This is a genomic window from Microbacterium maritypicum MF109 (assembly GCF_000455825.1).
Classification (GTDB): Bacteria; Actinomycetota; Actinomycetes; order Actinomycetales; family Microbacteriaceae; genus Microbacterium; species Microbacterium maritypicum_A.
The window spans coordinates 456,607-475,340 of record NZ_ATAO01000206.1; the positions used below are offsets into that span (position 1 = coordinate 456,607).

At 66.0% G+C, this 18,734-nt stretch carries 17 protein-coding genes; 16 read left to right on the forward strand and 1 reads right to left on the reverse strand.

The window, feature by feature from the left end; all coding sequences use genetic code 11:
- The first annotated feature begins 99 nt into the window (after positions 1 to 99).
- Complete coding sequence (locus L687_RS36450; RefSeq protein ID WP_021200773.1) at positions 100 to 1,197, forward strand: alcohol dehydrogenase catalytic domain-containing protein; 1,098 nt, start codon at positions 100 to 102, stop codon at positions 1,195 to 1,197.
- 56 nt (positions 1,198 to 1,253) lie between these two features.
- Entirely contained in the window at positions 1,254 to 2,690 is a 1,437-nt protein-coding gene (locus L687_RS36455; RefSeq protein ID WP_021200774.1) for an APC family permease, read from the forward strand.
- Between the two features lie 431 nt (positions 2,691 to 3,121).
- Here L687_RS36455 and L687_RS36460 read toward each other — a convergent pair whose 3' ends face one another.
- A complete protein-coding gene (locus L687_RS36460) occupies positions 3,122 to 4,117 on the reverse strand; it encodes a hypothetical protein (RefSeq protein WP_152525917.1) in 996 nt (331 codons plus the stop codon).
- Positions 4,118 to 4,351: 234 nt separating this feature from the next.
- Here L687_RS36460 and L687_RS41930 point away from each other — a divergent pair, with 234 nt between their 5' ends.
- The 14 genes from L687_RS41930 (at position 4,352) to lnt (ending at position 18,638) form a co-directional block, all read left to right on the forward strand.
- Positions 4,352 to 5,065, forward strand: coding sequence for a hypothetical protein (locus tag L687_RS41930; RefSeq protein WP_021200777.1), 714 nt, complete (start codon positions 4,352 to 4,354; stop codon positions 5,063 to 5,065).
- Positions 5,062 to 6,888 (forward strand): ATP-binding protein, encoded by a 1,827-nt coding sequence (locus L687_RS0121810; protein ID WP_031207722.1) that lies wholly within the window; start codon positions 5,062 to 5,064, stop codon positions 6,886 to 6,888. Before L687_RS41930 ends, L687_RS0121810 begins: the two co-directional genes overlap by 4 nt.
- An 876-nt stretch (positions 6,889 to 7,764) precedes the next feature.
- On the forward strand, positions 7,765 to 8,262 hold the full coding sequence (locus L687_RS36470; protein WP_021200778.1) for a DUF3515 family protein: 498 nt from the start codon (positions 7,765 to 7,767) through the stop codon (positions 8,260 to 8,262).
- The gene (locus L687_RS36475) at positions 8,259 to 10,103 is read left to right on the forward strand and encodes a cytochrome c oxidase assembly protein (RefSeq protein ID WP_021200779.1); all 1,845 of its coding nucleotides are present in this window, start codon (positions 8,259 to 8,261) and stop codon (positions 10,101 to 10,103) included. Before L687_RS36470 ends, L687_RS36475 begins: the two co-directional genes overlap by 4 nt.
- Before the next feature lie 169 nt (positions 10,104 to 10,272).
- Positions 10,273 to 10,935, forward strand: coding sequence for a copper resistance CopC family protein (locus L687_RS36480; RefSeq protein ID WP_021200780.1), 663 nt, complete (start codon positions 10,273 to 10,275; stop codon positions 10,933 to 10,935).
- Positions 10,936 to 11,623: 688 nt separating this feature from the next.
- Positions 11,624 to 12,289 (forward strand): DsbA family protein, encoded by a 666-nt coding sequence (locus tag L687_RS36490; protein ID WP_031207733.1) that lies wholly within the window; start codon positions 11,624 to 11,626, stop codon positions 12,287 to 12,289.
- The gene (locus L687_RS36495) at positions 12,286 to 13,314 is read left to right on the forward strand and encodes an NAD(P)-binding domain-containing protein (protein WP_021200783.1); all 1,029 of its coding nucleotides are present in this window, start codon (positions 12,286 to 12,288) and stop codon (positions 13,312 to 13,314) included. Before L687_RS36490 ends, L687_RS36495 begins: the two co-directional genes overlap by 4 nt.
- A 17-nt stretch (positions 13,315 to 13,331) precedes the next feature.
- Positions 13,332 to 14,240, forward strand: a complete 909-nt coding sequence (locus L687_RS36500; protein WP_021200784.1) for a cation diffusion facilitator family transporter — start codon at positions 13,332 to 13,334, stop codon at positions 14,238 to 14,240.
- A 48-nt stretch (positions 14,241 to 14,288) separates the two neighbouring features.
- A complete protein-coding gene (locus tag L687_RS36505) occupies positions 14,289 to 14,579 on the forward strand; it encodes a TFIIB-type zinc ribbon-containing protein (RefSeq protein ID WP_021200785.1) in 291 nt (96 codons plus the stop codon).
- A 127-nt stretch (positions 14,580 to 14,706) separates the two neighbouring features.
- On the forward strand, positions 14,707 to 15,009 hold the full coding sequence (locus L687_RS42505; protein WP_152525918.1) for a hypothetical protein: 303 nt from the start codon (positions 14,707 to 14,709) through the stop codon (positions 15,007 to 15,009).
- Entirely contained in the window at positions 15,002 to 15,532 is a 531-nt protein-coding gene (locus L687_RS41615) for a signal peptidase II (RefSeq protein ID WP_021200787.1), read from the forward strand. The genes L687_RS42505 and L687_RS41615 overlap by 8 nt, the downstream gene beginning before the upstream one ends.
- Positions 15,529 to 15,864, forward strand: coding sequence for a DUF6804 family protein (locus L687_RS36515; protein ID WP_021200788.1), 336 nt, complete (start codon positions 15,529 to 15,531; stop codon positions 15,862 to 15,864). Before L687_RS41615 ends, L687_RS36515 begins: the two co-directional genes overlap by 4 nt.
- A 207-nt stretch (positions 15,865 to 16,071) precedes the next feature.
- The gene (locus L687_RS36520; RefSeq protein ID WP_021200789.1) at positions 16,072 to 17,010 is read left to right on the forward strand and encodes a cytochrome c oxidase assembly protein; all 939 of its coding nucleotides are present in this window, start codon (positions 16,072 to 16,074) and stop codon (positions 17,008 to 17,010) included.
- A gap of 2 nt (positions 17,011 to 17,012) precedes the next feature.
- Entirely contained in the window at positions 17,013 to 18,638 is a 1,626-nt protein-coding gene (gene lnt, locus L687_RS36525; protein WP_084487387.1) for an apolipoprotein N-acyltransferase, read from the forward strand.
- Positions 18,639 to 18,734 lie beyond the last annotated feature (96 nt).

Consider the following 18,734-nt stretch of genomic DNA (forward strand, 5'->3'; position numbering starts at 1 on the left):
AAGTGTGAACACGCGCTTTGCAATCCACATATTTGTCGGATGCCCGCGGTCCCGCACTCTCCTAGCATCGTCGGCAGCCCCCTCCACCCGAAGGATGTCATGAAAGCTGTTGTCTTCCGCGATCCGCAGTCCCCGATCGAGTTCGTCGACGTCGACCTCGCCCCGCCGCGTGCAGGTGAGGTTCGAGTACGCATCGCCGCTGCCGGCGTGTGCCACTCCGACCTCCACGTCAAGCGCGGCGAATGGGATGCGGCTGCTCCCCTGGTCATGGGACACGAGGGTTCCGGTGTCGTGACCGAACTCGGCGAAGGTGTCACCACACTGGCCGTCGGCGATCACGTCGTCCTGAGCTGGGTGCCCCCGTGCGGTGAGTGCCGCTACTGTCGCGCCGGCCACGAGGCACGCTGCCAGAAGGTCGCGACCGTGGTCGCTCCCCTCGGCGTGCTGTTCGACGGCACCTCGCGCCTCAGCCTCGACGGCGAACCGCTGCACCACTATCTCGGAGTCTCCTCGTTCGCGGAGGAGGTCGTCGTTCCCGCCTCGGGGGCCGTCAAGGTCCGTGACGACGCGCCGCTCGATGTCATCGCCGTCGTCGGCTGCGCGGTGGCCACGGGCGTCGGCGCCGTCCTCAACACGGCGGCGGTCGAGCCCGGTTCCACCGTCGTCGTGATCGGCTGCGGCGGCGTCGGCCTCAATGTCGTGCAGGGCGCGCGCCTGGCCGGCGCCGAACGCATCATCGCGATCGACGTGCGTCCGGAGAAGACGCAGATGGCGCTGCAGTTCGGCGCGACGGATCGCATCGATGCCTCGCTGGGCGACCCCGTCGCCCAGCTGCGCGAACTCATCCCGGACGGCGTGGACTACGCGTTCGACGCGATCGGCCGCACATCGACGACCGAGCAGTCGATCCAGATGCTCGGCCTCGGCGGTGCCGCCGTGATCGTCGGCCTCCCTCCCACGGGAGCCCGTGCCTCGTTCGAACCCCTCGTCCTCGCCGAGGCCGACCAGCGCATCCTGGGATCGAACTACGGCTCCGTGCGTCCCTCGATCGATGTCCCGGCGCTGGTGGACCGCTACATGGACGGCCAGCTCAAGATCGATCCGCTCATCTCCGGTCGACGTCCGCTCGCCGAGGCCGCTGCGGCGCTCGACGATCTCGAGACCGGCTCCGCGCTCCGCACGCTTCTCATCCCCTGACCGCACGCCACCCGCAGCCTCCACCCCATCCCCGGAAACCCGAATCCAGGAGAACCATGTCAGACACCGTCGTCGCCCCACCCGGCACGCCCACCGATGCCGGTCTTCGCACCGGCGTCATGAGCGGACCGGAACTCGCCGCCCAGGCCATCGCGAACATCGCCCCCAGCGCCGTCATCGCGTTCACCGCTGCGGCCATCTTCCTCGGTGCCGGCAACGGCACCATCTACGCCTTCGCACTCGCGACCATCGTCATCCTGTGCGTCGGCTACTGCGTTGTCGTGTTCGCCCGCAAGCACGCCTCTGCGGGATCGCTCTACACCTATGTCTCCAAGGGGCTCGGTCCGTTCGGCGCATTCCTCGCCGGCGTCACACTGCTGATCGGCTGCTTCGGCATCGCTGCGGCTTCACTCAGCGGCTCCGTCAGCTACATGGCGCAGTTCCTCACCATGCTGGGCCTCCCCGCCCAGGGCCTCGGGTGGGACATCGGCCTCGCCGTCGTCCTCGGCGGCCTGGCGACGCTGTTCACGATCCGCGGGATCCGCCTGTCCGCCCGGGTCTCGCTCGTACTGGAGCTCGTCTCGGTGGGAATCATCCTCGTTCTCCTGATCGCCGCGCTCGTGTGGGCCGGCCCCGCCGCGTGGGACCCCGCGCAGGTGCTCGCTTCCGGATCGTCGTTCCAGGGGGTCGCGTCCGGCATGGTCCTCGGCATCCTCGGTTTCGTCGGCTTCTCCTCCGCCGACGCGCTCGGTCGCGAGGCCAAGGAGCCGTACAAGGCCATCCCCCGCGCGATCATGTGGAGCGCCCTCGGTGTGGGGGTGCTGTACGTGTTCGCCGCGTACACCCAGATCACGGTACTCGGTGACGACCTCGCCACCTCGTCCAGTCCCCTGGAGAGCATGTCCGCACTGATCGGGATGCCCGGCTGGTTCGCGGCCGTGCTCACGTTCGGTGTCTCCGCGTCGTTCTTCGCCGTGGTCGTCGCTCCGCTCAACGTGATCGGTCGCATCGTGTACGTGATGGGCAAGGAGGGCGTCGTCGCCGAACGATTCGGACGCACCCACGAGCAGCATCTGACGCCTCACCGCGTCCTGATCATCGCCGGCGCTGCAGCCGTGGCGGTGGACATCGTGCTGCTGCTCTCGGGCGCGGCGACCGGCGAGATCCTCGTCTGGGTGAACACCTGGGGCACCTACGGCTACATGGTCGCCTACGCACTCGTCGCGATCGCCTGTGTCGTCTACACGCAGCGCGCGAAGATGCGCAATGGACTCGTGAAGGTCTGCGCGACGGTCGCCGTCGTCACCATGGCCTACGTCTTCTTCGCGAACGTCTGGCCGGTGCCGGTCTTCCCCTACAACGTGATCCCCTACGTGTTCCTCGTGACGGTCGCCCTGGCCCTCACCCGGTACGCCTACCTGGCCCGCCGTCGGCCCGAGGTCATCGCCCGCATCGGCAACACCGAGACGAGCGCGATGGAGGGCGTCGGCTGATCCGGCCTCCCTCGGACGAGAAGAGCCCCTTCCGATGAGGGGCTCTTCTCGTACCTCGGCTGATCGACGTCCGCTCTTCGACGGTGCCTGCTCGACGGTGCCCGTTCGGTGCACGGGAAAACGAGAGAAGCCCCCTCCGTGGAGGGGGCTTCTCTCGTTGGCTCCCCGGCTTGGACTCGAACCAAGAACCTGCCGTTACTGTACCGCATGCTCCGGCCCCGCCAGACAGCGCCACATCCTGAACGAATAGTGACCGGAAAACTCCCGATCAGCCCATAGTTTTATGGAGCTGAACACGTGAGTTGACCTCAGCCCACGATACGCGTTGTTTCGTGTTGGATCGACATGATTCGGGTTATTTCGCGTGGGTTGAGGGGGTTTTCGGTGAGTAAAAGGTGAGCGCGACTGCGCCTGCCCAGGGACCCCGAGACTCAGATCCGGTAGTCGTCGTGGAGGACGACGCGTGCCAGTTCGATCGCTCCACCGGGCATCGCCCAGTAGTGAAGGCGCCGCGCGGATGCAGCTTTCTGCTCGACGTACGAGCGCCACGCGGAGGCGCCGTCCTCGCGCTCCGGACCCAGCCGATGTGCATCTCGATCTTGCCGAGTCAGCACTCGCACGCAGGCCCGCGCGATCTTGTCGCGCAGTGCCGGATCGGCGCCCGCCACCTCTTCGACGGATGCCGCGAAGCTCCCCGAGAAGGTGAACGGTGCGAGGGGCAGCTCGACCTTCTGCTCTGCGGGGATCTGCTCCGCCCACGTCGTGGTGATCCGGTAGTGCATGTCCTCCGACGTGTCGATGAAATAGCGGCCAAGCCTCATCGGGAGCTCCGTGGTGCGCTGCTGCTTTCGGGTCTTCGACGCGAGCTGCCGGGCCGTGCTCAGTTCCTTGCTGAGTCCTTCGATCTGCTGGCGCGCGGCAGTGAGCTCCATCGCAAGTCCTTCCGCCTGTTGCCTCAGCCGGGCTATCTCCGCGTCGCTCTCCGTGAGTTGCGGTGTGGGTGCGGGCACCGCTTCCGGCTCCGGAGTCGAGGTGGTGAAGGTGCCACCGACACGTTTCGAGACGTTGGCGACGACCCGAATGCCATCGGCTTCCGTGCGGGCGGTGAAGATCGGGGCCAAGTCTGCGTCCAGCGCTCCCGTGGGGTACAGACGGGTCGCTCCCCCGTACACGTTCAGGTCGGACCGTCCGAGTTCCTCGAGCCGTGTGGAGAGCCAGTTCGACGCCTGCTGAGTGACGGCGACCACGTCGGCGCGGTGGCTGATGGCGTCGATGAGCTCGGCGGCCGGCACGTACGGATCGGTGCGTCCCGCTGGCGTTGTCACGACAACAAGAGGGAAGAGCCGGCGTGGGTCAAGAATCTGCTCCGCCAATGCCTCAGCAGCGTGACGGTCAGCGATGGTCACGGGCTTGCCCTTCGTGTTCATGCGCGCCTCCCCTCTGGCGCCCATGATGATATCCGTATTCGCCGACAGCGGTCGTCGACGAGTACGCGCGCGGCCTCAGTGCCCTTGCGCCCACCAGGCGATGGCGAGGGGCCGCCACCACCTCAGCCAGGCAGCGACGATGGCGCCGCCGGCGAGGAATCCGATTGTGAACTTCATGCCCGCCACATACCCGGTCATTCCCCGAGAACGGGAGGCACCGGGTATGTGGCGGGCATGACATCTCCCGTTCCCGTTGCAGTCGAGCAGGCGTCGCTGCGCCGCACGACTCGGCGCCGTCATTTCCGCGACGACATCCGGGATGTCCGCATCGCTCTCGCTGACTCGTACATGGCTGAGCGGACGGGTCGATTCGAGTGGCGTGCGGAGCGGTATCGCGCTGCGCTCGACGCCATGCAGGAGCTCGGCCTCAACCACAATCAGACTGTCCTCGATATCGGGGCTGGTTGGACGGAGCTTGATGCGGTCCTCCGCACGGACGGCCGGTGGCGAGGGCGATACATCCCCGTCGACTTCGGCGTCGATGGAACGGACCTGGAGACCTGGACCTCGCCGCGCTCCGTGGACTTTGCGGTCGCGCTGGAGATCATTGAGCATTTGCGCGATCCATGGCGACTCGTCGACGAGCTGCAGCGAACGGCACCGGCAGTCATCGTCAGCGTCCCGAATCCGGAGACCACCGACGTGCTCGGCATGGATGACGACCACAAGACGGTGATCCACCGGGCAGAGCTCGAGGATCGAGGATTCGTGGTCTCCGATCGCACGTTCTACGGCGGCTTCTACTCCGCGGGTCTCCCCGACGCGCTCCTGGCCATCTGGTGTGCGTCGCCCACCAGCGTCACGCATACGCCGCCCGCGACCCCGATGTACCGCCGTGGGATGATGCCCGCGGATCCCACTCTCACTCCACGAAGGGGAGACCAATGACTCAGAACCGCGCGAAGCAGAGCAAGAACGAGGCCCGGGCGTCACGGGCGCTCGACCTGGGCGGAGTGCAGCTCCCCCAGGACCTCGTGACGGAATCGAATGCGCTCCTCGGGAAGAAGGGATCCGGGAAGACGACCGCCGGGATCGTCCTCTTCGAGGAGATCTACGGCGTCGGCGTGCCTGCCGTCTCGATCGACCCGAAAGGCGATCACTGGGGCGTCCGATCCGGCGCCGACGGGACTCCCGGGGGCGGCCTACCCGTCCCGGTGTTCGGCGGCCTCCACGGTGACCTGCCGCTGGAGCCGGACAGCGGCGAGTATCTCGCTGATCTGCTGCGCGGCAAGAACCTGAGCGCGGTGCTCGACGTCTCAGAATTCTCGACCGCCGAGCGTCGGAAGTTCCTGACCGCCTTCGTCGGACGCCTGTACCGGCGCCCCGAACGCGAACCGATGCATCTGCTCATCGAGGAAGCGCACGAGGTCATCCCGCAGCGCGTCGATGCGGGCGACGCACCGATGGTCGGCGCTTTCGAGCGCCTCGTGAAGCTCGGACGGTTCAAGGGCATCGGCGTCACGATGCTGTCACAGCGCAGCGCGTCCCTGAACAAGAACGTGCTCACGCAGGTCGACAACCTGTTCATGCTGCGCACTGTCTCGCCGCAGGATCGCGCCGCAGTCCGGGCGTGGATCGAGACGCACAGCGAGTCGTCCACGATCATCGACAGCCTCCCCTCGCTCTCGACAGGCGAGTGCTGGTTGTGGCAGCCCGAGCGCGGGGAGCCGGTGAAGTTCCGGTTCCGGGAGCGTCGTACCTACGACGCCGGAACGACACCGAAGGTGGGCGAATCGCCGCGGCCGCCGGCGACCCTCGCTGACATCGACCTGCGAACCATCGAGACAGAGATGGCGGCGACGATCGAGCGGGCGAAGGCGGACGACCCGAAGGCGCTGCGTCGACAGATCGCTGAGTTGGAACGGCAACTCACCCAGAAGCCCGCCGCCGCGGATCCGGGTCGGATCGAAGTCCCGGTGCCGATGATCACCGTCGCCGACCGGCGGGAGTTCGAAGCGATGATCGGGCGATTCGAGGATCTGGTGCTGAACGAGTCAGCCGGGTTCATCCGAGAGCTGAAAGACACGATGGCCGCGGGCGAGGCTCTCGTCCAGCGCCTTCGATCGGCCGTCGAGACCGCGCCGTCCTCTTCGCGCGGGGAGGCCATCCGCGCACGGAATCACGTCGTTCCGCGGCGTACACCTGCCGCGAACAAGGAGTCCTCGCCGGATCATCGCCAGCAGGCAAGATCCAAGGCGACCCCGACGCCACCCGCCGGCGACGATCAGAAGCTCACGAGGATGCAGAAGGCGATCGCCAGCGCTCTCGCCGCGCACGGCACGCTCTCACAGCGTCAACTCGGTCTCTTCACGGGATACGCGCACAAGTCCGGATCGTTCGCAAACAGCATGTCCGGACTGCGCACGCGCGGGTACATCGAAGGCGGCGGTCAGGCGATCACCATCACCGCCGCCGGCCGCGACGCACTCGACGCCAACGGTGGCTATGAGCCGCTGCCCACAGGACGCGACCTGGTCGACTGGTGGCTCAACCGACTCCCGAAGGCTCAGGCGGCGATGCTGGGTGCGCTCCTCGGGGTGTTCCCCGACCCGCTGAGCGTCGACGAGCTCGCGGAGCGAACCGGCTACGCGGCAGGGTCCGGGTCGTTCGCGAACAACCGATCGAAGCTGAACGTCGCCGACCTCATCCATGGCGGCCGAGATGCTCTCTACGCAGCGGACACGATCGGCGACGCCTACCTTCACGGCTGATCGCCGGAAGGGCGCAAAGGTTCCCCAGTTGTCGTCTTCGACGATCGATCTCGAACTCACGAACTACTGCGCACAGGCTCCTCGTCGGATGTTGTCCAACAGGGAGCGAATCATCCGACAACGTTCAATATCGTCTCGGGCTGGGCAAACGACAACATCGATCCATCACAGGCGAGCATTCGAGACATGCCCCCGACTGGGATTCGCCGTACCTCTTGCTCCTGGGCCCGTAGCGCCCGTTTCAAGAGTCTCGCACAGATAGTCTGGTGGGAATGGTCCCGAAACTCCCTTCCTGGCAGCACATGCCCCGGAGCCGGAACCGAGTGATAATGAGGCTCGTTATCACTCTCTCGGTGAGTGTCCTCCTTTCGTTCGGAATTGCATCCACTGTCCATGGAGAGCTCAGTGGCACCGGCAACCCCACGGCTGTCGCGAAGCTGGCTGGGACGCTGGTCGATCCTGCGGCCCATGTGACACATGTCGGCACATCGGAGCCCGGCGACGCACGAGAGCCCCTCAGCGGTTCTGTGCTTTGCCTCGTCGGCGCCTTGCTGGGGCTCGCCATCGTCTGGTGTATCGGGACGCGACGCGCATTGCCCGAACGACGAGCGCTCGACCCCCACCTCTGGTCGGGTGCCCTCGCGCCGTTCCCCCGTCGTCTCCAACGATCTCGGGTTCTCTGTTTGTCATTGGCTCAACTAGCGCTGTCCAGGACCTGATTTTCTGAACTGCTCAAGACTCTCTCGCAGGCATCCCGCGAGAGTTTCGTTGCCGCGCCGATGACACACTTGGAGAACCTCAATGTCCCGTCCTGATGCCCAGCCCGCGACCAGGATCGCTGCGCCCCTACGCACGCGTTCACCGCGACTCACTGCGATGTTCGCCGGCGTCGTTGGCGTTCTCCTGCTTATGGTCGGGTGCGCGCCGACCGTCGACTTGCAGCCAGCGGATGATGCCAACGTTCCCGAGTGTGCGGACGTGACAGTCCGCCTGCCTGATGTCATCGGAGATCTTCCGAGCCGAACTACGGACGCGCAAGCTACGGCCGCGTGGGGCGATCCCACGGCCGTCGTCTTCACCTGCGGACTCGAACCGCCCGCGCCCACCACGTTGCAGTGCGTCACCATCGGTGCGGTCGACTGGATCGTCGACGACTCGGACTCCCCAAACCTGCGCATAACCACGTACGGAAGGGAACCAGCCGCACAGGTGTACGTCGATACCACTCGTCTCTCGGCGGACAACGTTCTGGACGCCCTTGCCCCAGCCGTGCAGAAGCTGCCCAAGTCCGGCGCGTGCACAGCTCCCGACACTGATACGAACGCGACCTCAGCCCCGCAGCCGCAGTCCGAGGGTACGAAAGGCCTGTCGTGAATGCGCAGCCCCTGCGGGTGGCAGGTCCCGCCATCCTGGTCGCCGCCGGCATGCTCACCCTCGTTGTCGGCTTGATCATCGGAGGCGGTGCGGCCCCTCGGATGACTAGCGATCCAGGTGCTCTGGTTCGCTGGGGGCTACCGGCCGCAAAGCTCTTCGTGAACCTGTCCGCCGCGGTCATGGCCGGTTCTGCCGTGCTCGCACTTTTCGCGCTTCGTGCAGGAAAGAAGGAGTACGATGCGGCCCTCGACCTGGCATCGGCCGGAGCGGCTATCCTCACGGTCAGTAGCGGAACCACCGCGTTCCTCACCTTTCTGTCATCGTTCAACCCGCAGGTGTCGTTGGGGGCGGAGTTCGGTCAGCAGTTGGGGCGGTTCCTGCTGGAGACTGAGCTCGGGCGCGTGTGGTTGATCACCACGGTGGCCGCCGCAACGATCACGGTGCTCGCATACGCGTTCCGTGGCTGGGGCGCTGCGGCGCTTGTCGGTGCGTTGTCCCTGATGTGCCTGGTTCCGATGGCCACACAGGGCCACTCGGGCAGCCTCGCGAACCATGACTCCGCGGTCATGGCGCTCGTCTTGCACATCATCGGCGCCGCCGTGTGGCTTGGCGGACTTGTGACTCTGGTCTTCCTGCGTCCGTGGATGCAGGAGACCCGGATGCGGGTCGTGGTCGAAAGGTACTCGACGCTCGCGCTGGTCGCGTTCGTCGTCGTGTTCGCGTCCGGCGTCGCGCGAGCGCTCACATCGATCACGGGCTGGGGCGACCTGATCAGCGCGTACGGTGCCGTGCTCGCGCTCAAAGTCCTGGCTCTTGCCGCACTTGGAGGGCTAGGGATCGCTCACCGACGGAGATTCATCCATCGTGGTGTGGGAGAGCGGGGCGCATTCTGGGTTTTCATTGCCGTCGAGTTCGCGGTGATGGGGTTGGCCAGCGGCGCGGCTGCGGCGCTGGCGCGCACACCCGCGCCCGCTGACACCAGTGCGCCCCCGCTGACGACGCCGGCTGAGATCCTCACCGAAGCCCCCCTTCCGGCAGAACTCACCATCGGGCGCTGGGTCGTCGGCTGGGACATCGATCTGCTCTGGACCCTGGTCGCCGGCTTCGGAATCTTCTTCTATCTCGCCGGCGTCCACCGCCTCCGGCGACGCGGCGAGTCATGGCCCACCCCGCGTACGCTCTCATGGGTTGCGGGCATGCTCCTGTTGTTCTGGGTGGGCTCCGGTCCGATCGCGGTGTACGCGGACTATCTGCACAGCGTGAATGCGCTCGACCGGGCACTGCTGGCCACTGTCGTCCCGTTGCTTCTCGTGCTGGGTGCCCCGTTCGCGCTCGCGATGCCGGCGATCACCAGCCGCACCGACCAGAGCAGGGGTGTACGCGAATGGATGCAGGTAGTCGCCCGGTCGCGGCCGATGACACTTCTCACCCTCCCCGTCGTCGCAGCCGTCCTGTTCGCGATGGTGCTGTGGGCGACGAGTGCAACCGGGATTCTCCGGTGGACGCTGGTCGACCCTCTCGCCCACGAACTCCGCACCGTGGCGTTACTCGCCGCGGGCAGTATCCTGATGCACTCAGTGCTCTCGCCCCTGCGGGCGCGTTCTCGGGCTCTGCGGGCGATCGTCATCGCATCGGCCATCCTCACACCTGTTGCCCTAGGCGCATGGGTCATCATCCAAAACGGCCTCATCGCGGCCAACTGGTTCGGAGCGATGGGACGCACCTGGGGTCCTGATCCTCTTGCCGACCAGGGCACAGCCGGGTTCGTGCTCGCGACGGGAGCTGTCGGCGTCGGACTGGCAGCTCTTCTCGGGCACCTCAAGCGAGCGCGGAAGCCATGAGCAGCATCCCTGATCCTCCCGACCGGGCGGCCCGGCGCGGCGTCACGATCGTCAGTCCCGTTGACAGGCCCCGGCGGGCGCCGCCTGAAACGCCCAAAGCCCCTCTCTTTCCCCCGGCCCCCTTCAACAAGACTCCGCCGCTTCTCAGGACAGCGCCAAGGACCAAACCATGCCCTCGAAACTCTCTCGCTCGATACGCCTGACCACGACCGCCCTCATTTCTGCTGCCATCGCGACCTTGCTGTTCGCCGGCCCGGCTGCCGCCCACGACAATCTTCTCGACTCCACACCATCCGCTGGCGACACCGTCGCGAGCCTGGAGGCCGTCTCCCTCACGTTCAGCGGTGAACTGATCGACTTCGGGCAGGCGAGCTTCGCACAAATACAAGGGCCTGACGGGCTGTATTACGAGACATCGTGCTCGACCATCGACCTCAACGTTCTGACCACTCCGGTTGCACTCGGCGAGGCGGGGACCTACACGATCCTCTGGAACGCGGTCTCCAGTGATGGGCACCCGATCTCCGAGTCCTTCCAGTTCCAGTACGCACCGGAGGAGGGTGCCGAGCCTGCACTCGGATGGGATCTGCCCGCCTGCCAGAACGAGCAGACCCGCATCCAACCCGGCGCAGTCGCGTCGGCGTCGCCCACGCCTACCCAGAGCGGGCAGGCAGCAGCAGCCACCCCCGCTCCAGCCAAGTCGGACAGCGCATCCGACGGGTCCTCCGAAGGCATGTTCGTTCTTGTCGTCCTCGGAGGGGTGTTCGTTCTCGCCGCCGTGATCGCGATGGCCGTCTGGCTCATCCGAGCGCGTGGCCGCCGGTCCAAATAGGCACAGGTGGTGGCGGGCGGGGCTCTAAGGCGCCTCTGCTCGTCACCACCGACCGACATTTCAACCGTGAACTCCGCCGGACATGGCCTGCTCGTCGCTCCCTGCCCGCTCAAAGAATGCGCAAACATGGGACGAGTACAATTCGGAGGATGCACCGTTCGTTGCGGATCCCCGGTTCCTCGCGAACGAACGAGCAGCTATTGATAATGCGGCTCATTACCAGTACCGGACTGGCGTTGCTGTTGCTCTTCGGAGCGACCGCCACGATGGGGCATACGGATTCTCGGGGCGGCGAGGGCGTTCCCGTTGCCGTGACCGGACACGACAGCTCCGCTGTCGAATCGCCCGCAGCCGACCCCAGTCCCCAGCAGATCGTTGCTCTCTCGGGAGAAATGAACGCATCGCTGGGTGTCGCTCTGTGCACTCTGGGCATCCTGTGCGGGCTCACAGCGATCATCCTGATCGTGCGGCTGCTCTGGTCTTCTCGGCTGGCTTCCCCTCTCCGGGCCGGACCGCGCCCTCTACCTCGTGTGTCGGTGTTCGCCTCCCCACTGCGCACCACTGCGTTCTCCCTCTCTCAGCTCGGTCTCTCGCGAACCTGACGTCCGATGCGCCACCCTCGCGGTGGCGATACCGCGAGCTCACGCTCATCCTGTCGTTCGTCTTGTCGTGTCATTGGAGTACCCCGTTGAAACCTGGTGTGAAAGCTGGCATCGTCACCGCTGCAGTTGTCGTAGTGCTGATGCTCGTCGTGTTCGTCGTTGTCCTGGTCAATCAGAACGGAAAGGAGCCGCCCGCGTCACCCGGCTCCGCATCCTCCGTCCCCGTCCAGCGCGAGAACTCGCATGTGCTCGACGAGGGCGGTGAGGGTGCCGTCACCGTGGTCGAATTCCTGGACTTCGAATGCGAGGCCTGCGGAGCCTTCTATCCGGTCGTCGAAGACCTGCGGACGAAATACGACGGAAAGATCAACTACGTCATCCGCTATTTCCCCCTGCCGGGGCATCTGAACTCCAAGAACGCCGCCGTCGCTGCCGAGGCCGCCGCGCAGCAGGGTCAGCTCGAGGGCATGTACCGCAAGCTGTTCGAAACACAGACGGAGTGGGCTGAGGCGCAGGAGTCCCGTGCGGACGTCTTCCGGGGCTTCGCCGAGCAGCTCGGCCTGGACATGGCAGCGTACGACAGGGCCGTGGCAGATCCCGCCACCGCCGAGCGCGTGGATCTGGACGTGAATGACGGCCAGGCGCTCGGAGTCGACAGCACGCCGACGTTCTACGTCGATGGCAAGAAGCTCCAGCTGCAGCGGTTTGACGACCTGGAGAGCGCCATCACGGCCGCGATGGAGACTCAGTGACGATTCTGGGACTATCGCATCGCCGCGCGATCATCGTCGGCGCCGGACAGGCCGGGCTGGCAGTCGCCTCCGCGCTCAGAACTGCGGGCCTTGCCCCGCAGCGAGACTTCGCGATCATCGACGCAAACCCACGCGGAGAGCGCTCCTGGGCCTCTCGGGCGGACTCCATGCAACTCCTCACCGACGCTCAGCACAGCGCCATCGGGGGCGTCCCCCTCCCTAGCGATCCCGCCCGCCGCCCGTATCCACCCGAGATGGAGCGGTACCTCACCGCCGTCGAGGCATCGATCGGCGTAGCCACGATGTGGGGGATCCGCGCCACCGGAGTAGAGCATCGCGGAACTGGCTCAACGCTCCTGTTGCGCACCGCCGAGGGAGCGGTCCAGACGCGTAACGTTGTCTGCGCCACAGGATTTGCCTCGCGGCCCTCGCTCCCCGCATGGGCGTCAGGGCTCATCGTGCCGGGAGTGATTCTTCACAGCGCGGACTATCGCCTCTCGCGTCAGATTCCTCAGGGTGACGTGCTGATCATCGGCGGAGGGGATAGCGGTACCCAGGTTGCCGGCGAGCTCGCTCACTCCCACGTCGTCACTTTGTCGATTAGATCTCGCCACCGGCACCGCGGACGCACCGCGTTCCCGCCCAGAGGCACCGTCCGCTCGTCTTGGTTCCGACGCCAGTCACCGACACCTGCGAGCGACGAACGACTCGACAAGCTGCTTCGGAACGGGGTCACATTCGCACCTGGTTCGGTCGGCGTTGACGGTCAAGATGTCCTGTTCGAGAACGGTTCGCGAATGAAACCCCAGTCGGTGATCTTCGCCACCGGCTACCTGCCCGGCGACCAATGGCTTCCACAGGGCGTCCGTGACGGGGCGCATCGCCGCCTACGACGGGGCATGACGACTATGCCCGGTCTGTTCGTGGCCGGTCATCCCCGGCACGGAAGGCACGGGTCCGACACGTTCATCGGCGCGCAGCGGGACGCATCCGCGATAGTACGTCGAATCATGAATCGTCCCTGACACACAAGGAGAAGCGTATGGGAGCCGAACACAGTCACACCCCGGCGAGCACGCCTCGGCGGCGACTGATCATCGCCTTCGCGATCACGTCGACCGTCTTCGTCACCGAGGTGGTCGGCGCCGCGATCACGGGGAGTCTCGCGCTGCTTGTCGACGCTGCGCACATGCTGACGGACGTCATCGGTCTCTCTCTTGCGGTGACCGCCGCGCATCTCATGAACCGACCGCCCTCGGCGCGCCACACCTGGGGTCTGCGACGAGCCGAGGTCCTGGGTGCGCTCGCCCAAGCGGCGTTGCTTCTCGGAGTCGGGATCTTCGCCCTCGTGGAAGGCATCAGGCGACTGTTCGAGCCTCCGGAGATCGCCTCTGGCAGCTTGTTGTTCTTCGGCATCGTCGGCTTGCTCGCGAACATCGCGTCTCTTCTGGTTCTCATGAGCGGCCGCAAGGCCAACCTCAACATGCGTGCCGCCTTCCTCGAAGTCGTCAATGACGCTCTCGGATCCGTCGGCGTGATCGCCAGCGCTATCCTGATCGCCACGCTCGGCTGGTATCGCGCTGACGCCATCGCCGGCATCCTGATCGCCCTGCTGATCATCCCGCGTACATTCATCCTGCTGCGCGCGTCCGGGAGCGTCCTGCTGGAGTCCACGCCTCCCGGACTTGACCTGGACGCTGTGAGAAAGCACCTCGAGGAGTTGCCGCACGTCGTCAGTGTCCATGACCTCCACGCTTCCCAGGTCTCAACAGACCTTCCCACTCTGACGGCGCACGTGGTGGTCAAGGACCAGCTGTCACAAGAGGACTCCGCGGCCCTGCTTCGGTCGCTCCAGGAGTGCGTTGCCGAGCACTTCCCGGTGAGCGTGGAGCACTCCACGTTCCAGATCGAACCACAATCCCACCCCGAAGAGCACACCACTCACGCGTGACAGCCACCCGTCCCGCGGTCAACGATCATCTACCGAAGGAGAACCATCATGAAATGCCCCGTCGACGGGACCGCCCTGCTCATCACCGACCGCTCAGGCGTAGAGATCGACTACTGCCCTCAGTGCCGAGGCGTGTGGTTGGACCGAGGTGAACTGGACAAGATCATCGATCGTGCCGCTGGCGCGACGCCTGCGCACTCGGATGACCGTGGGTACTACCCGCCCAGCGGCGATCACGACCGTGATCGCGGGCATGACCGCGATCACGGTCGTGATCGTATTGGCCGCAACGGTCGACGACGTCGGGAAGGCTTCCTGGGTGACCTGTTCGACTTCTGAGACCCTCAGATCCCCTGTATCGTGCCCCGTCGTGTCCCGGCGACGACGAACCCTCCTCGCTCTCATCGTGGGTGCAGCACTCGGCGTTGCGGCCCTGTTCGCAGGAGTGGAAGGTGCAGCTGCCAGCATGACTACACCAACCGGCGACGTCACGACAGTCGCACCTTCGCGGACAGCGACGCCGCCGACAGCGGCCTCCCCGTCACCGACGCCATCGTCATCCGAGACCCCCGACCGGTCGCATGAGAAGCGGAACGGAGAACAGGGCGTGCAGCGGGACGACCTCGGCTTTGCCGGCCTCCTGGTGGTCATCGCCTTCGCGTTCATCTTGACCATGGGTGCCTCTGGCGTCCTCTTGGCCGGCCGTGCTCGCCGCCGCCGAGACCGAGCCGAGGCGGCGGCGGAGAAGAAGGAGACCGGCGATGCGTAGGACGATTCCCCGGTATGCGGTCGCGTTCGTGGTTGCCGGGCTCGTGGTGCTGATCGATCAGGCAAGCAAGGCTGCAGCTCTCGCCGGTCTGAGCGAGACAGAGCGTATCCCCGTGCTGGGCGACCTGCTCGGTCTGCAGCTCGCGTTCAATCCCGGCGCTATCCTCTCCTTCGGCTCGGAGGCGACCTGGGTGCTCACCGTAATCGGCGTGGCCGCGGTGGTCGTGCTGTTCATCGGTGCCCGTCGCTCGCGTACGACGTGGTGGGCGGTCGGGATCGGCTTCATCCTCGGAGGGGCAATCGGCAACGTGCTGGATCGTCTGCTCGCGCCTCCAGGATTTGGTCGAGGTCACGTAACCGATTTCCTCGCCTACGGGAACTGGTTCATCGGCAACCTCGCAGATGTCGCGCTCGGGATCGGCTTCGTGATCCTGGGGTGCGGGCTCTGGATCCGGAGGCGGAGGATGGCGCACAGAGACGTGGGAGAGGCCCAGAGCGCGGGGGCTGGGATGAGAGGATCATGACGCCGAAGAAGCGCACCCCCTCCGTCTATCAGCGCAATGCTCTCGCCCCGAGCCTGATCGCTGCCGCCGTGCTGTTCCTCGCACCGGTATTGCTGACCAGCAGCTGGTCAACGGTCGTGCTGTTCGTGACGGCGATCCTGGCGATCATTGTCGGCTGGTTCGCCTTCCAGGCGCGGCAGTGGTGGTGGATACCCGTGTTCGTCGCCGTCGCGGTGATCTGGAATCCCGTGCTCCCATTCCCCTTCATGGGCCCCGTCTGGATCGGGGTGCAGCCCGCCGCTGCGGTGCTCTTCCTCGTCGCGGGCAGCTCGATCAAGGTCCTGAGGTCGTGACAGCCGCAAACGTCGCCTGCCGCGTCGTGCTGCGCTCCGGGCAAGCTGCGCAACAAAAGGAGGCTGCGACACCGCGATGACTCTGGCTCGCACGCCCGTGCACGTCGCCGGAGCTGTCCGCTCGGGTGGCGACGTTCACCGTGCCCGGCGACGTCCATCGACGATGCGCGCGGGGCTCGTCGACATCCAAGTCGTGGAGTCTGTTCGATGAGCCCCTGGATTCCGGATTCTCCTCCGACGTTCGCCGACTATGTCGCCGTGCTCCCGGGGCCGTTCCCAGTGTTGCCGGTGCTAGCGGCGGTCCTGGCGGTTGCATACCTGGCAGGTGCGATCCGCCTGTGGCGCCTAGGGCGGCGGTGGCCGGTGTGGCGCATGGTCAGCTTCCTCCTGGGATGTGTGCTGCTCGCCGGTACCACCGGCCTTGGAGTCGAGGCCTACGGGTATGCGCTGCTCTCGGTGTTCATGTTCCAGCAATTGACGCTGATGATGGCGATCCCTCCGCTGCTGGTGCTGGGCTCACCCGGGACCCTCCTTCTGCGCGCCACCCCTCACCGTGGGGTGGGACAGGGTCTTCTCCGAGCGGCACACGCAGGCTTGCGGAGCCGTGCAGCCAGGTGGGTGCTCAGCCCGTGGCTGGCCCTGCCGATCTATCTTGCGGCATTCTACGGTCTGTACCTGGCGGGCCTCGCTGATCGCATCCTCGCCACCATCGAGGGTCACGTAGCCCTTGAGGTCGCATTCCTCGTCGCCGGGGTCCTTTTCACCATCCCTGTGCTCAGCTCAGACCCGCTGCCGATGCGGCTCAGCCACGGCGGTCGGGCGATCGATGTCTTCGCTGAGGCCGCCCTGCACGCGTTCTTCGGCGTCTTCCTGATGATGGCGACGACCATGCTCGTCACCCAATTCGTTGCGCCCACCGAGGCTCTCGGTCTCGATCCGCTCGAGGACCAGCGCCTTGCCGGCGGACTGGCCTGGTCGTACGGGGAGGCTCCCACCCTTCTGATGCTCGTGTATGTGATGCACCGATGGTTCCGTGAGGATACAGCCCGTGCTGCGGCGGAGGACCGGTACGCGGACGTGCACGGCACGAGCGAACTGAATGCGTACAACGCCTATCTCGAGTCGCTGCGGAAGAAGGACGCCTGAGGATGATGACGACCGCTGCGCTCCCCCAGCCCAAGCCGCCCCGAGCTGCCACTGCAGCCCACTCCTCGGGATTCCCCGCCACGCCAATGCTGCGTCTGCGCACCGCGCTGCCCCTCGCCGTGGTCGCAGGTGTCCTTCTCGATCTGTCCACTCCCGATGTGGGATGGTGGCCACTCGCGTTCATCGGCGTCGGGATCTCCCTGGCGACTCTGATCGGACGAAGCATCGGGGGTGCCCTTGCGGTCGGGCTCCTGTTCGGCGCCAGCTTCTACACCCTCCACCTCGCCTGGGTGGGCGAGTTCCTCGGGCCCGTCCCCCGTCTCGCCCTTTCCGGGTTGGAGACGCTCTTACTGGGACTCGGAGCCATCCCTCTCTCTTTCGCCTATCGATGGACACGCCGCCTCCCGCCCCGTGGCGCGATCCAGCTCGCCGTCGTGTCGGTGATGATCGGGGGGCTGTGGACTGCCCGGGAAGTCGCCGTCGGCTCCTGGCCGTACAGCGGGTTCCCGTGGGCCCGCCTGGGGATGACCCAGGTCAATGGTCCGTTTCCGGAGGCTGCGTCGTGGATCGGCGTCACAGGGCTCTCGTTCCTCGTTGCCGTGACATCTGCCGCGCTGGTGCAGTGGATTCGCGCCGGCGGGCTAGTCTTCCCGCAAGGATCCCTCTTCCCCGTCGTCATCATCGGCGTCCTCGCCGTGACACCCCAGTTCCCGACCACCAGCGCCGGGACCTTCACCGTCGGGTGGGTGCAGGGCAACGGCCCTTCCGGATACTTCGATGACAAGTCACCGGGAGATATCCTCCGTGCCTACTCCTCGGCGACCGCGTCGCTGTATGGGAAGCAGACGGATCTCGTCGTGTGGCCGGAGGGAGCCGTCGACTCCGATCCGCTCCGCGATCGCGACACCGCTACGACGCTGGACCAGATCGCTACTGCCGCGGGATCACCGCTCCTGGTCAACGCCGCAACCACCCGCGAAGAGAAGACCTTCAACACCTCGATCCTATGGACGCCCGGGGCTGATAAGCCTCAGCTTCACGACAAGGTGAACCCAGTGCCGTTCGGCGAGTACGTCCCAGATCGGTGGCTGTATGAGAAGATCGCACCGGATCTCGTGCGGCTCATCCAGCGCGAGTACACCCCCGGGACGAACCCTCCCATCATCACCGTTGGCACCACCCGTGTGGGCCTGGCGATCTGCTTCGACGTGATCTTCGACGACGTGATCCGCGCCGGCGTCGAGGGCGGAGCGGAGCTCTACGTGTTCCAGACCAACAACGCCGACTTCCGCGGCTCCGACGAGAACCTGCAGCAGCTCGCCTTCGCGCGAATGCGCGCGATCGAGACAGGAAGAACGGTGATCAACGTCTCCACCGTCGGCACCAGCCAGGTCATCGATCCCACGGGGACAACCATCCAGTCGATCGGCGTCGACGTCGCCGCCGCCGACATCACCGAGGTTCAGCTGCGGACCGGTCTGACGGCAGGCGTCATTCTCGCTCCGTGGCTGTCCGTGCTCATCCCCGTGGCGGCGCTCACGCTCGTTGCCGCCGCCGGAGTACTCGATCTTCGTCGACGCCAGCCCGATCGTCGACCCCGCCCGCTGAAGAGGAGAACCACCCCTTGACTGTGCCCCGCACCCACGACGCGGCTCCCGAAGTACGTCTGCGCCGAGACCGCATCGCCAAGCCGGAACCTCACGCCGCCTCCCTTGTCGATAAGA

Bases quoted from the DNA above. Each gene is read 5' to 3' on its own strand.
- L687_RS36515 (WP_021200788.1), top strand. From the start codon at position 15,529: ATGACGCCGAAGAAGCGCACCCCCTCCGTCTATCAGCGCAATGCTCTC.
- L687_RS36500 (WP_021200784.1), top strand. From the start codon at position 13,332: ATGGGAGCCGAACACAGTCACACCCCGGCGAGCACGCCTCGGCGGCGA.
- L687_RS41930 (WP_021200777.1), top strand. From the start codon at position 4,352: ATGACATCTCCCGTTCCCGTTGCAGTCGAGCAGGCGTCGCTGCGCCGC.
- lnt (WP_084487387.1), top strand. From the start codon at position 17,013: ATGATGACGACCGCTGCGCTCCCCCAGCCCAAGCCGCCCCGAGCTGCC.
- L687_RS36470 (WP_021200778.1), top strand. From the start codon at position 7,765: ATGTTCGCCGGCGTCGTTGGCGTTCTCCTGCTTATGGTCGGGTGCGCG.
- L687_RS42505 (WP_152525918.1), top strand. From the start codon at position 14,707: ATGACTACACCAACCGGCGACGTCACGACAGTCGCACCTTCGCGGACA.
- L687_RS0121810 (WP_031207722.1), top strand. From the start codon at position 5,062: ATGACTCAGAACCGCGCGAAGCAGAGCAAGAACGAGGCCCGGGCGTCA.
- L687_RS36505 (WP_021200785.1), top strand. From the start codon at position 14,289: ATGAAATGCCCCGTCGACGGGACCGCCCTGCTCATCACCGACCGCTCA.
- L687_RS41615 (WP_021200787.1), top strand. From the start codon at position 15,002: ATGCGTAGGACGATTCCCCGGTATGCGGTCGCGTTCGTGGTTGCCGGG.
- L687_RS36460 (WP_152525917.1), bottom strand. From the start codon at position 4,117: ATGAACACGAAGGGCAAGCCCGTGACCATCGCTGACCGTCACGCTGCT.
- L687_RS36455 (WP_021200774.1), top strand. From the start codon at position 1,254: ATGTCAGACACCGTCGTCGCCCCACCCGGCACGCCCACCGATGCCGGT.
- L687_RS36480 (WP_021200780.1), top strand. From the start codon at position 10,273: ATGCCCTCGAAACTCTCTCGCTCGATACGCCTGACCACGACCGCCCTC.
- L687_RS36450 (WP_021200773.1), top strand. From the start codon at position 100: ATGAAAGCTGTTGTCTTCCGCGATCCGCAGTCCCCGATCGAGTTCGTC.
- L687_RS36520 (WP_021200789.1), top strand. From the start codon at position 16,072: ATGAGCCCCTGGATTCCGGATTCTCCTCCGACGTTCGCCGACTATGTC.